Raw genomic sequence first — 12,074 nt, forward strand, 5'->3', positions numbered from 1 at the left:
CCCGCACAAAAAGATTGTAAGTACTCGCTATCTCTGCTAGCGTCGGCCGCTATGACGTACGACGTGATTGTTCGCGACGGTTTGTGGTTCGACGGCACCGGCGCCCCGCCGCAGGTCCGCAACCTGGGCATTCGCGACGGCGTCGTGTCCGTGGTGTCCGCCGGGCGGCTCGACGAGACCGGCTGCGGCGAGGTGATCGACGCGGCCGGCAAGTGGGTGGTGCCCGGCTTCATCGACGTGCACACCCACTACGACGCGGAGGTGCTGCTGGATCCCGGGCTGCGGGAGTCGGTGCGGCACGGGGTCACCACGGTGCTGCTGGGCAACTGCTCGCTGTCGACGATCTATGCCAGCTCCGAGGATGCCGCCGATCTGTTCAGCCGGGTCGAGGCGGTGCCGCGGAAGTTCGTCCTCGGCGCGCTGGAAGCCAAGAAGACGTGGTCGGGGCCGACCGATTACGTCCGGGCGCTCGACGAACTGCCGCTGGGCCCCAATGTCGGCTCGCTGCTGGGGCATTCGGATCTGCGCACCGCGGTGCTCGGTCTGGGCCGCGCCACCGATGACCGTGTCAGGCCCACGGACACCGAACTGGACCGGATGGCGGCCATGCTCGACGAGGCCCTCGACGCCGGTCTGTTGGGTATGTCGGGGATGGACGCGGCGATCGACAAACTCGATGGCGACCGGTACCGCTCCCGGGCGCTGCCGTCGACGTTTGCGACCTGGCGCGAACGCCGCAAGCTGATCGGCGTGCTGCGCCGGCGCGGCCGGATTCTGCAGAGCGCACCCGACGTGGACAACCCGTTGACCGGGCTGCTGTTCTTCTTGTCAAGCAGCCGAATGTTCGGGCGGCGCAAGGGCGTTCGGATGAGCCTGCTGGTCTCGGCGGACTCCAAGTCGATGCCGGGCTCGGCAACGATCTTCGGCCCGCTCACGCGGCTGCTCAACGCCGTCCTGGGCTCCAGCGTGCGGTTCCAACACCTCCCGGTGCCGTTCGAGGTCTACTCCGACGGAATCGACCTGCCGGTTTTCGAGGAGTTCGGCGCGGGCACCGCGGCGCTGCATCTGCGCGACCAGCTCGAGCGCAACCAACTGCTCGCCGACACCGAATATCGTCGCAGGTTCCGCCGCGAGTTCGACCGCCGCAAGCTGGGTGCGTCGTTGTGGCACCGTGACTTTCACGACGCCGTGATCGTGGAATGCCCGGATGAGGCGCTGATCGGCAAGAGCTTCGGGGTGATCGCCGACGAGCGCGGCCTGCATCCGCTCGATGCATTCCTCGACGTACTGATCGACAACGGCGAGCGCAACGTGCGCTGGACCACCGTGCTGGCCAATCACCGCCCTCGACAACTCGACAAGCTGGCCGCCGAACCCAGTGTGCACATGGGGTTTTCGGACGCCGGAGCGCATCTGCGCAACATGGCCTTCTACAACTACCCGGTGCGGCTGCTCAAGCGCACGCTGGACGCCAGCCGCACCGGCGTGCCCTTCCTCACCGTGCAGCGCGCCGTGTACCGGCTGACCGCCGAGGTGGCCGACTGGTTCGGACTCGACGCGGGCACCTTACGCGAGGGCGGCCGAGCGGATTTCGCGGTAATCGACCCGGCCGGTCTCGACGAATCCGTGGACGGCTACTACGAGGAAGAGGTGCCGTTCTACGGCGGGCTGCGCCGCATGGTGAACCGCAACGACGCGGCCGTCGTCGCCACCGGTGTCGGTGGTGTTGTGGTGTTCCGCAACGGGCAATTTCGTGACGGGTACGGCAGCACCGTCAAGTCGGGGCGTTTCCTGCGCGCCGGTGCGCGCCAACTGCAGCGGGTCTGACGATGGCCAGAACTCAGCAGCAGCGCCGCGAGGAGACAGTCGCGCGGCTGCTGGATGCCAGCATCGCGACCATCGCCGAAGTCGGCTACGCGCGTGCATCGGCTGCAGTAATCACCAAGCGCGCCAACGTCTCTGTGGGCGCATTGTTTCGGCACTTCGACACCATGGGCGACTTCATGGCCGCGACCGCCTACGAGGTGATGCGCCGCCAGCTCGGTGAATTCAGCAAGAAGGTTATCGAAATACCCAGCGACAAGCCGGTTTTGGAGGCAGCGCTGACCATCCTGCGTGACCTCACCGCCAACTCCACCAATACCGTGATGTATGAACTCATGGTCGCTGCACGCACCGACGAAAAACTCAAAGCCACTTTGCAGAAAGTCCTCCAGGAGTACGGCTCCAAGATCCACGACGCCGGGCGCGCACTGCCCGGGGCCGACAGCATCCCCGACGACGTTTTCCCGGCTCTGGTCGCGGTGATGACCAACACGTTCGACGGTGCCGCCCTGGTTCGGGCCGTGCTGCCGCAACCCGACATCGAAGCGCAGCGCATCGGGCTGCTGGCGTCGCTGCTGAACGGAATGTATGCCCCTGACGCCGGGCCGGGCTAAGGCGTTACCGGTCGGCGAGTGCGCTCAGCGCGTCGTCCAGGGTGCGGTACAGCGACATGATCTCGCCCAGGCCCAACAGGGTGAGCGGCCGGTGGGTGGCCGGTCCGTCGGCGACCACAGCGAACTTGCCAGAGTCGCCGATGTTTTCGTGGGCGGCGACCAGCACGCTGATGCCCGCCGAGCCCAAGAACTCGACCCGGGACAAGTCGACGACCATCCCGGTGGGGCTTTTGGCGCGTGCGGATTCAATGGCGTCGGTCAGCCACGGCGCACTGAGCATGTCCACACTGCCGCCCACCGACAACACGACGACCTGATCTGCCCACTTCTCGTCGACGTTGAAGTCGTCGGGTTGAGCAGGAGAACCCGCTGCGGCGTGGTGGTGTTCGGCCATCATCGATCCTCGTTCCTTGCGCGCGCCTGTGCGGCCTGTTCGCGACGTCGGCATGCTGGCAAGGGCTGTGAGCTCAACCCACAAGTGAACGGCGCCGGCGGGTGTCGGCGCGGTGCCGCGGAAGCCATATTCGACATCTGCCGAACAGAATGCCACGGCATTGGTAGATTAGCGCACCGATCCTAAAGCGTCCCGATGCCCGACTGCGGATCGAGGGCAAAGCCCCAGTCCAGCAGGGTCGCGGCCTGGTCCCAGTAGCTCGGACCGCCCTCGTGTACCAGCCCGTACATCATGGCGACCACCAGCCGGCGGCCGTCGCGGGCCGCGGCGCCGACGAACGTCTTGCGGGCGGCGTTGGTGAAGCCGGTCTTGCCGCCGATGGCGCCGGGATACCGGTACAGCAGTTCGTCCTGGTTGACGATCTGATGGTCGCCGCCGTCGCCCGGGAATGTCGCCGACGGCTCGGCGGTGATCTGGGCGAACACCGGGTTGGCCAGGGCGGCCCGGAAGATGACGGCCAGGTCGTGGGCGGTCGAGGAGCCCGAGCCGCCGGGGCCGTCGAGGCCCGACGGGGTCGCCGCGTGGGTGTTCACCGCGCCCAGCGACGCGGCCTTGGCATTCATCTTGGCCACGGTGGCCTGCGCGCCGCCCAGCATCTGCGCCAGCGTGTTGGCGGCGTCGTTGCCCGACACCAGCAGCAGGCCGTCGAGCAGCTGACGAGCCGTGTAGGTGCGGCCGGGTTTGACGCCCACGCAGTTGCACTCGACATGCGTGGCGCTCTCGTCGGCCACCACCGTGGAGTCCAGGCTCAGCTCGTCGAGAGCGACCAGGGCCAACAGCACCTTGATGGTGCTGGCCGGTGGGTGGCCGACGTTTTCGTCGCGGGCGGCCAGCACCCGTCCGCTGTCCAGGTCGGCGACGATCCACGTCTGTGCCGGCCCGTCGGGGATGGGCACCGAGCCGACCGGCTGCACGCTGGTATCGGCGGCCGCCGTTGCAGTGCATCCGACGACCGCGAGAAAAGCCGCGACTGCGGCCAGAAGCCTTCGCATGGGCGATTAGCCTAACCGGCATGCTGAGCCAAGCCGAGATCTCTGACAGGTTGGAGATCCAGCAGCTGCTGGTGGATTACTCGACGGCGATCGATACCCGCCGATTCGACGACCTGGACGCAGTGTTCACCCCGGACGCCCACATCGACTACAGCGCCTTCGACGGAATCGTCGGCCGTTATCCGGAGGTCAAGGCCTGGCTGGCGGAGGTGTTGCCGAACTTCGCCAACTACGCCCACATGCTGGGACTGCCGTCGATCCGCATCGACGGCGACACCGCCACCGCGCGCACCTTTTGCTTCAACCCGATGGTGTTCGGCGGCGAGGCGCCCAGCACGATGCTGCTGGGTCTGTGGTACGACGACGAGTTCGTCCGCACCGCCGACGGCTGGCGGATGAGCCGGCGCGTCGAGACCAAGTGCTTCGACCGCCGGCCCTGAGGCTGCCGGCTGGATTTCCTCCGGACCAGCGGCCTCTGGCACAATGGGCGGCTGCACACGCGAGGCAAAACCGGATCTCGGCATCCCGCCCGGATCGCTGAATTGCAGCGTGACACCACAGGAGCAATTCATGGCTGTGAAGATCAAGCTCACCCGGCTTGGCAAAATCCGCAATCCCCAGTACCGCATCGCCGTCGCCGACGCCCGGACGCGGCGCGACGGCCGCTCCATCGAGGTCATCGGCCGCTACCACCCCAAGGAAGAGCCGAGCCTGATCGAGATCGACTCCGAGCGCGCGCAGTATTGGCTTTCGGTGGGAGCCCAACCCACCGAGCCGGTCCTCAAGCTGCTGAAGATCACCGGTGACTGGCAGAAGTTCAAGGGGCTGCCCGGCGCCGAGGGCAAGCTGAAGGTCGCCGAGCCCAAGCCGAGCAAGCTCGAGCTGTTCAACGCCGCGCTGGCCGCCGCCGAGGGTGGGCCCACCACCGAGGCGGCGACACCGAAGAAGAAGAAAGCCCCGGCCAAGAAGGCCGCCAAGGCCGAGAAGGCCGACGAGCAGGCCGAGAAGTCCGAAGAGCCCGTCGCCGACACCGACACCGCCGGCGAGCAGGCCGAGCCGGCAGCCGAAAGCTGACCCCAGCCATGAGCACCGTCGTCGTCGACGCCGTCGAGCACCTGGTCCGCGGGATCGTGGACAACCCCGACGATGTCCGGGTCGACATGGTCACCAGCCGGCGCGGCCGGACCGTCGAGGTGCACGTCCATCCCGACGACCTGGGCAAGGTGATCGGGCGAGGTGGGCGCACCGCGACCGCGCTGCGCACCCTGGTCGCCGGAATCGGTGGTCGCGGGATCCGCGTCGACGTGGTGGACACCGACCAGTAGCAGTCATGGACCTGGTGGTCGGGCGCGTGGCCAAGGCGCACGGCGTCACCGGCGAGGTCGTCGTCGAGGTTCGCACCGACGAACCCGACACCCGGTTCGCGCCGGGAACGGTATTGCGGGCCAAGGGATCTGACGGCCGCGAGCGCAGCTACACCGTCGACACCGCCCGCGATCACGGCGCGAAGCTGCTGGTCCGGTTCGCCGGGGTGACCGATCGCGACTCCGCCGACACGCTGCGCGGCAGCCTGTTGGTCATCGACTCCGCGGACCTACCGCTCATCGACGAGCCCGACACCTATTACGACCACCAGCTGGAAGGCCTTCGGGTGCGCACGACGTCCGGCAGCGACATCGGCACCATCGCCGAGGTGCTGCATACCGCCGCCGGTGAGCTGCTTGCGGTTCGCCGCGGCGACGGCGGCGAGCTGCTGGTGCCGTTCGTCGGCGCGATCGTGACGACGGTGTCGCTGGAGACCGGCACCGTCGAGATCGATCCGCCCGAGGGCCTGTTGGAACTGGGGCAGTAGCAGTGCGCATCGACGTCATCACGATATTCCCGGCGTACCTGGACCCGCTACGACAGTCGTTGCCGGGCAAGGCAATCGAATCGGGTGTGGTCGAGCTCGGGGTGCATGACCTGCGCCGCTGGACCCACGACGTGCACCGCTCGGTCGACGACGCTCCATACGGAGGTGGCCCGGGAATGGTGATGCGAGCACCGGTTTGGGGTGAGGCGCTCGACGAAATCTGTTCGCCTGCTTCACTTCTCGTTGTTCCCACCCCTGCCGGCGCGTTGTTCACTCAGGCGACCGCGCAGCGGTGGAGCACCGAGAAGCATCTGGTGTTCGCGTGCGGTCGTTACGAGGGCATCGACCAGCGGGTCGTCGACGACGCCGCTCGGCGGATGCGGGTCGAGGAGGTCTCGATCGGCGACTACGTGCTGCCCGGAGGAGAATCGGCGGCGCTGGTGATGATCGAGGCAGTGGTCCGGCTGCTGCCCGAGGTCATCGGCAATCCGCTGTCGCACCAAGACGATTCGCATTCCAGCGGCCTGCTGGAAGGCCCGTCGTACACCAGGCCGCCGACCTGGCGCGGGCTCGACGTGCCCGACGTGCTGCTGTCCGGGGACCACGCCCGCGTCGCCGAGTGGCGGCGACAAGCCGCCGAGCAACGCACCCGCGAACGCCGCCCGGACCTGTTGCAGTAGGCGCGAGCAGACGCAGAATCGCACTCAGCGAAGCGGATTCGTGCGATTCTGCGTCTGCTCGCCCGTTAGATCCGGCCCTGCGGGAACATTGTCTTGACCGCCTGGGTGATCGTGGCCCGCGCGGTGGCGTCGTCGGAGGGCTGTAGCGACTCGATCACCATGATGTAGCGCCTGTCGGCGCCGACGATTCCGGTCGACAGGTGCATCCAGTCGCTGCCGATGCAGCACATCCAGCCCTGCTTGACCGCGACCGGCTCGGCGTACAAGCCCTCGGGGATGCCGAACCGCTGCGGGTAGCCGTCGATGCCGGTCGGGGTGGACTGGGCAAGGTTCTTGACGATGATGTCGGCCTGCTCCGCGGGAAGGCCGCCGGAGCCGGCCAGCAGCATGTCGTAGTAGCGGATCAGGTCGGAGGCCGAACTCATGGTGTCCCACCAGCGCCCGCTGCTGGGCGGCGTGGTGGAGGTCAGCCCGTAGCGGCCGGCGACCTCGGTGATGATCGACTCGCCGCCGCCCTGCGCCCAGAAATTCTCCGCGGCGCCGTCGTCGGAGGAACGCAGCATGGAGTCGAGTGCCTGGCGGTCTTCGGACGACAGGTGGATCTTGCCCTGGGACTCCGAGAGCAGCAGGTCGTCGGCGATGAACAGCTTGGCCACCGACGCGATGCCGATCAGGTGGTCCCTGCCGTTGGAGAACATCTGGTTGCTGGCGCGGTCGAACACCGCTACCGAGATCGTGGCGCCCTTCTCGGCGGCCTCGTCGGTGGCCTGCTGGATGCGGGCCGGTAACCCGCTCAGCGCGGCGGCCGGCTCTGCCAACGGCAATTCGGGCGGCACGATCGCCTGCACCAGCGGCGCGACCCGGCTCGTCCGGTGTTCCGGGAACCTTGTGTTGGAGGCGCCGTAGACCTTGGCTTCGCAGCCCGCCACCAGCAGCGTCGCCACCGCGGTGGCAATGAGCAGCATCGGGGGCCGCGCTCGCATGCGTCTCCTCACCGGTTACCGAGAAATGACTGATTCGGGGCTCGCCGCAACCGCCATCCGCCCGATCCGTCAGATTAACGTGTGACTTTCCGGTTCGTGTGGTTCGACCCCGTTCATATGTACCATCCGCACCCAGCCGAGACGGCCACGCTGAGCGGCGTTTTTATGTGATTTCACTCCCGCGCGGGCGGTCTGGCACAATTGACCAGTTGTCTCCAGCAGTTGCCGGCCGGCTGGCTGCGCCCCGCCTGCTGCGAGATGCGCCCAGATGCCCAACCCATCGGCTCGGTTGACCGCTACATGCCTGGTCGAATCGCCAGCCGCGAACCGCAAGGAAGTGTCTTCGCCATGAACACGCTGGACTTCGTCGACAAGGCGTCGCTGCGCGACGACATCCCGGCTTTCGGCCCCGGCGACACGGTCAACGTGCACGTCAAGGTGATCGAGGGCAACAAGCAGCGCATCCAGGTGTTCAAGGGTGTGGTGCTCCGCCGCCAAGGCGGCGGCGTCCGCGAGACATTCACGGTGCGCAAGGAAAGCTACGGCGTCGGCGTCGAGCGCACCTTCCCGGTGCATTCGCCCAACGTCGACCACATCGAAGTCGTGACCCGCGGCGACGTCCGTCGCGCCAAGCTGTACTACCTGCGCGAGCTCCGCGGCAAGAAGGCCAAGATCAAGGAGAAGCGCTGAGTGTGCCGCAGCTGCCGCACCTCGCCCTGGCTACGCTGATCTGGTGACCGACACCACCGACTCGTCGCCGGAGAGCCAACCCGAGTCCGGTCCGGGCGAGCCACACGTCGCTACCCGCGATCCCGCGGCGTCCATGCCGCAGACCCAGGAAACCCCGGAAGAGCCGCACGGTAAGAAGCGTGCCGCGCTGCGGGAAGTCGCGATCCTGTCGGCGATCGCGGTGGTTCTTTACTACGTCATGCTGACCTTCGTGGCCCGGCCCTACCTGATCCCGTCGGAGTCGATGGAGCCCACACTGCATGGGTGCTCGGGCTGCGTCGGCGACCGCATCATGGTGGACAAGGTCAGCTACCGGTTCGGCTCGCCCCGGCCGGGCGACGTGATCGTGTTCAAGGGACCGCCGTCGTGGAACGTCGGCTACAAGTCGATCCGGTCCGACAACCCCGTGGTGCGCTGGCTGCAAAACGCGCTGTCGTTTGTCGGCTTCGTGCCGCCCGACGAGAATGACCTGGTCAAGCGGGTCATCGCGGTGGCGGGCCAGACCGTGCAGTGCCGCGCCAACACCGGTCTGACTGTCGACGGCACGCGGCTGGACGAGCCCTATCTGGATCCGGCGACGATGATGGCCGATCCGTCGGTCTACCCGTGCCTGGGCAACGAGTTCGGGCCGGTCACCGTTCCGCCCGACCGGCTGTGGGTGATGGGCGATAACCGCACCCACTCGGCGGATTCCCGCGCCCACTGCACCAGCGTCCCGGCCGACGCGATGAAGGGTCTGCTGTGCACCGGTGACCCGATGTCGGGAACCGTCCCGGTGAGAAACGTGATCGGTAAGGCCAGGTTCATTGTGTGGCCGCCGTCGCGGTGGGGTGGTGTCGGTTCGGTGAATCCTCAGCAGAATCGGTAGTCATGGCGACCACCTGGCCGCCGCGAACGGTGATTCGTAAGTCCTCAGGGTTACGCACCCTGGAGTCGGCGCTGTACCGGAGCGGGCTGGGACCGGTTGCCGGGGTCGACGAGGTGGGCCGGGGGGCCTGCGCCGGCCCGCTGGTGGTCGCGGCCTGCGTGCTGGGTCCGGGCCGGTTGGAAAGCCTTGCGGCCCTGGACGATTCGAAGAAACTCACCGAGCAGACGCGGGAGAAGCTGTACCCGCTGATCCGCCGGTACGCGCTGGCCTACCACGTGGTGTTCATCCCGTCGATCGAGGTCGACCGGCGCGGTGTGCACGCGGCCAACATCGAGGGGATGCGGCGTGCGGTGGCCGGGCTCCCGGTGCGCCCCGGCTATGTGCTCTCCGACGGATTTCGGGTGCCCGGGCTGCCGGTGCCGTCGCTGCCGGTGGTCGGCGGCGATGCCGCGGCGGCCTGTATCGCGGCCGCCAGTGTGCTGGCCAAGGTCAGCCGCGACCGGTTGATGGTGGCGATGGATGCCGAGCATCCCGGCTACGGGTTCGCCGAGCACAAGGGCTATGCCACCCCGGCCCACTCGGCGGCGCTGGCCGAGTTGGGCCCATGCTCCCAGCACCGCTTTTCCTTCATCAATGTCCGTCGGGTGGCAACCGAATCGGGTACCCGCGTGGTGGCCGAGTGCAAGCCCGGCGAGCCCGATGGAGGAAGATGGGACCAGAACGGCGAGCAGAAGGACGGCTGAGGGCAATGAGTGCCGAAGATCTCGAGAAGTACGAAACCGAGATGGAGCTCTCGCTGTACCGCGAATACAAGGACATCGTGGGCCAGTTCAGCTACGTCGTGGAAACCGAGCGGCGGTTCTACCTGGCGAACAGCGTGGAGATGGTGCCGCGCAACGCCGACGGCGAGGTGTACTTCGAGCTGCGATTGGCCGACGCCTGGGTGTGGGACATGTACCGGCCGGCCCGGTTCGTCAAGCAGGTGCGGGTGGTCACTTTCAAAGACGTGAACATCGAAGAGGTGGAAAAGCCCGAGCTGCGGCTACCCGAGTAGCGGCGGGTCGCCGCCGCAGGACTCAGCGGCGATCGCAAGCGCGGTGAAGCCGGGCGCGGCGGGTCGCCGCCGCAGGACTCAGCGGCCCAGCGCCAGCTCGTCGTCGCCGAATTGAAGCTTGCCGCGGTTTTCGATGACCGTTCGCGCCACGTCGGCGAGTTTGACGTTGAGCTCCTGAGAGTTGCGGCGCAGCAGGTCGAACGCTTCGTCCTCGGAGATGTCGTGCAGCAGCATCAGCATGCCCACTGCCTTGCCGATCTCCCGGTTGGACAGCAGCCCGCGACGCAGGGTGGCGGCGTCTTCTCCCTGCGCAATCGCGTTGATGGCCACGCTGGCGAATGCTGCCAGCACGATGGCCTGCTCGGCCGATTCGTTGTTGAAGCGGTTGGGGGTGTCGCTGAACAGGTTCAACGCGCCGGCTTTGCGTTTATCGATCAGAATCCGAAACCCCATCGCCCCGCGCACCGGCGTCTCGGCGACCAGCCGGGCGGCCAGGTTATGCCATTGGGACGGCCTGGTCAGGTCGGTCTCGATTTGGGGGGCTTCTTCTTCGATGGCGTCGACGCACGGCCCGTCGCCGGCGTCGCGCTCCATGTCGTCGATGCGTTTGGCGATGCGGTCGCTGGCGCCGACGGTTATGTAGCGCTCGCCGCGGCGCGTCAGCAGACTGGCGTGGTCGCAGCCGGGTACGACCAGGGTCGCGGCGATGCAGAGGGCCGCATACAACTCGGCAGGGTCCGAGCCTTGATAGATGATCTCGGCCAGCGCGGCGAACACCGTCGCAGGATCTCCCTTGACGGGTTGGACCGATCCCTCCGCGCCGGTTTGTGCTTCGTCTGCCACGGTGTCCTCATCTCAGGCGCTTCCCGCCCACCGGGTGCGTCGGATCCCACGCTATACCCGGTTGACAGGTGCCTTCAGAGGATGCCGCGATTGCGGATGCGGCGGCTGGCAAGGAATCCTTGTCAGTTTCGGTTCTGCCTTTCCGGCTCCGCGCCCGCGTCACCAATGGTGCCGTCGTTGATCCCGGTCGTCGACGTCCCTACCTGAGCGCTGCCCGGCAAAGTCACCGCGGGGGTCTTCGTCGGATCGCTCCGCCCCGCATTCGCTACCTCTTCAGGATGGCTTCGCATGCATGTCCTTCGTTGCCGCGGTCGGCGGCTGTTTTTTAGTTGGGTTGGTCCGCCTGCGTGCGTTGGAGTCAGTGATGCGCCGCCGTCGTTGTGAAGAAAATTTCCCTGACCTCACGCAGCGCGTAGGCCACGAGCAGGTAGCCGGCGAATGGGTCAGCCCACCACCAGCCGATGAGGCTGTTGAGTAGGAGGCCGAGCAGCACTGCCGCGGCCAGGAAGCCGTCGATGACAGTTACCCGGCCTTCCGCGATAAGCACTGGATTACCCAGGGTGGCGCCGGTTCGAGTCTTACCGGATGCGAGCGCGAACATCGCCGCTGCAGTGATCGCGGTCCAAGCTATGCCTAAACGCGAGTGCTCGGGATGAAAGCCTGTAACTAGCACCATCGTTGACTGCACGAGCAGATACACCGCTAGCGCCCCGAAGCCGGCGCCGATGAGCCGCAAGGCGAACCGTTGACGGGCCTCTCCGGTTCCGGAGAGCTCCCAGATCACGACCAGTGAGGCGCCAATCTCTATCAGCGAGTCCAGACCAAACCCAGCCAGCGCCACCGATTTGGCTTCGATAGCAGCCACCGCTAGGACAAACGATGCCGACCCCATTCCATGCCAGGGTGGCATATTCCAGGGCAAATCCACGCTGAAGCAGAGACCGGCGCGCAACCTCGTCGAGGTGGCTCATCAGAGCCAGTCTCACATACAGCTTGCACAAGCCGAGATCGTCCATTGGCCGTTCAGGAGGGTTCGCGTCGTGGCGCGGCGGTGGGTTTTGGCACGGCTTGCCATTGCGTGCCAATACCGCGGGTGTATTAGGTCCAGCTGGAGCCGACGGCGGAGTCGGTGCTGGCCATGTTGGATCCGGCGGTTTGGACTTTTTGGCCGTGGGCGTTGG

At 66.8% G+C, this 12,074-nt stretch carries 16 protein-coding genes and 1 pseudogene; 11 read left to right on the forward strand and 6 right to left on the reverse strand.

From position 1 onward, the window contains the following. The first annotated feature begins 51 nt into the window (after positions 1-51). Positions 52-1,827: an N-acyl-D-amino-acid deacylase family protein gene (locus AWB95_RS05360; protein WP_062539145.1), complete on the forward strand. Its 1,776-nt coding sequence runs from the start codon at positions 52-54 to the stop codon at positions 1,825-1,827. Between the two features lie 2 nt (positions 1,828-1,829). Next, positions 1,830-2,438 carry a TetR/AcrR family transcriptional regulator gene (locus AWB95_RS05365; RefSeq protein ID WP_062539144.1) on the forward strand — a complete coding sequence of 203 codons (609 nt, stop codon included), beginning with the start codon at positions 1,830-1,832 and terminating at the stop codon, positions 2,436-2,438. A 4-nt stretch (positions 2,439-2,442) separates the two neighbouring features. Here AWB95_RS05365 and AWB95_RS05370 read toward each other — a convergent pair whose 3' ends face one another. Together AWB95_RS05370 and AWB95_RS05375 are read right to left on the reverse strand one after the other, a co-directional pair. After that, positions 2,443-2,835: an STAS domain-containing protein gene (locus AWB95_RS05370; RefSeq protein ID WP_232315570.1), complete on the reverse strand. Its 393-nt coding sequence runs from the start codon at positions 2,833-2,835 to the stop codon at positions 2,443-2,445. A 179-nt stretch (positions 2,836-3,014) separates the two neighbouring features. Beyond that, positions 3,015-3,884, reverse strand: coding sequence for a D-alanyl-D-alanine carboxypeptidase family protein (locus AWB95_RS05375; RefSeq protein WP_085167762.1), 870 nt, complete (start codon positions 3,882-3,884; stop codon positions 3,015-3,017). A gap of 20 nt (positions 3,885-3,904) precedes the next feature. Between AWB95_RS05375 and AWB95_RS05380 the strand changes: the two genes are divergently transcribed. The 5 genes from AWB95_RS05380 (at position 3,905) to trmD (ending at position 6,416) form a co-directional block, all read left to right on the forward strand. Next, a complete protein-coding gene (locus AWB95_RS05380) occupies positions 3,905-4,324 on the forward strand; it encodes a nuclear transport factor 2 family protein (RefSeq protein ID WP_062539143.1) in 420 nt (139 codons plus the stop codon). A 130-nt stretch (positions 4,325-4,454) separates the two neighbouring features. Continuing rightward, the gene (gene rpsP / locus AWB95_RS05385; RefSeq protein WP_062539152.1) at positions 4,455-4,958 is read left to right on the forward strand and encodes a 30S ribosomal protein S16; all 504 of its coding nucleotides are present in this window, start codon (positions 4,455-4,457) and stop codon (positions 4,956-4,958) included. A gap of 8 nt (positions 4,959-4,966) precedes the next feature. Beyond that, positions 4,967-5,209 carry an RNA-binding protein gene (locus tag AWB95_RS05390; protein ID WP_003878715.1) on the forward strand — a complete coding sequence of 81 codons (243 nt, stop codon included), beginning with the start codon at positions 4,967-4,969 and terminating at the stop codon, positions 5,207-5,209. A gap of 5 nt (positions 5,210-5,214) precedes the next feature. Continuing rightward, on the forward strand, positions 5,215-5,736 hold the full coding sequence (gene rimM / locus AWB95_RS05395; protein WP_062539142.1) for a ribosome maturation factor RimM: 522 nt from the start codon (positions 5,215-5,217) through the stop codon (positions 5,734-5,736). 2 nt (positions 5,737-5,738) lie between these two features. After that, the gene (gene trmD / locus AWB95_RS05400) at positions 5,739-6,416 is read left to right on the forward strand and encodes a tRNA (guanosine(37)-N1)-methyltransferase TrmD (RefSeq protein WP_062539141.1); all 678 of its coding nucleotides are present in this window, start codon (positions 5,739-5,741) and stop codon (positions 6,414-6,416) included. A gap of 65 nt (positions 6,417-6,481) precedes the next feature. Here trmD and AWB95_RS05405 read toward each other — a convergent pair whose 3' ends face one another. Beyond that, positions 6,482-7,399 carry a serine hydrolase gene (locus AWB95_RS05405; RefSeq protein ID WP_062539140.1) on the reverse strand — a complete coding sequence of 306 codons (918 nt, stop codon included), beginning with the start codon at positions 7,397-7,399 and terminating at the stop codon, positions 6,482-6,484. 348 nt (positions 7,400-7,747) lie between these two features. Here AWB95_RS05405 and rplS point away from each other — a divergent pair, with 348 nt between their 5' ends. The 4 genes from rplS to AWB95_RS05425 all read left to right on the forward strand — a co-directional run bounded on the left by rplS (position 7,748) and on the right by AWB95_RS05425 (position 10,050). Continuing rightward, on the forward strand, positions 7,748-8,089 hold the full coding sequence (rplS, locus tag AWB95_RS05410) for a 50S ribosomal protein L19 (protein ID WP_045381050.1): 342 nt from the start codon (positions 7,748-7,750) through the stop codon (positions 8,087-8,089). A gap of 133 nt (positions 8,090-8,222) precedes the next feature. Next, positions 8,223-8,996 carry a signal peptidase I gene (gene lepB, locus AWB95_RS05415; RefSeq protein ID WP_099539701.1) on the forward strand — a complete coding sequence of 258 codons (774 nt, stop codon included), beginning with the start codon at positions 8,223-8,225 and terminating at the stop codon, positions 8,994-8,996. Positions 8,997-8,998: 2 nt separating this feature from the next. Continuing rightward, the gene (locus tag AWB95_RS05420; protein ID WP_062539138.1) at positions 8,999-9,739 is read left to right on the forward strand and encodes a ribonuclease HII; all 741 of its coding nucleotides are present in this window, start codon (positions 8,999-9,001) and stop codon (positions 9,737-9,739) included. 5 nt (positions 9,740-9,744) lie between these two features. Then, complete coding sequence (locus AWB95_RS05425) at positions 9,745-10,050, forward strand: DUF2469 domain-containing protein (protein ID WP_012393608.1); 306 nt, start codon at positions 9,745-9,747, stop codon at positions 10,048-10,050. Positions 10,051-10,128: 78 nt separating this feature from the next. Here AWB95_RS05425 and AWB95_RS05430 read toward each other — a convergent pair whose 3' ends face one another. The 3 genes and pseudogenes from AWB95_RS05430 to AWB95_RS05440 all read right to left on the reverse strand — a co-directional run. Next, positions 10,129-10,893, reverse strand: a complete 765-nt coding sequence (locus tag AWB95_RS05430; protein WP_062539137.1) for a GAF and ANTAR domain-containing protein — start codon at positions 10,891-10,893, stop codon at positions 10,129-10,131. A 358-nt stretch (positions 10,894-11,251) separates the two neighbouring features. After that, complete coding sequence (locus AWB95_RS05435; RefSeq protein WP_211279753.1) at positions 11,252-11,758, reverse strand: cation efflux transmembrane domain-containing protein; 507 nt, start codon at positions 11,756-11,758, stop codon at positions 11,252-11,254. A gap of 233 nt (positions 11,759-11,991) precedes the next feature. Further along, positions 11,992-12,074: pseudogene (locus AWB95_RS05440) on the reverse strand (type VII secretion protein EsxI); the annotation flags it as partial.

This window comes from Mycobacterium celatum, from assembly GCF_002101595.1.
GTDB classification, from domain to species: Bacteria; Actinomycetota; Actinomycetes; order Mycobacteriales; family Mycobacteriaceae; genus Mycobacterium; species Mycobacterium celatum.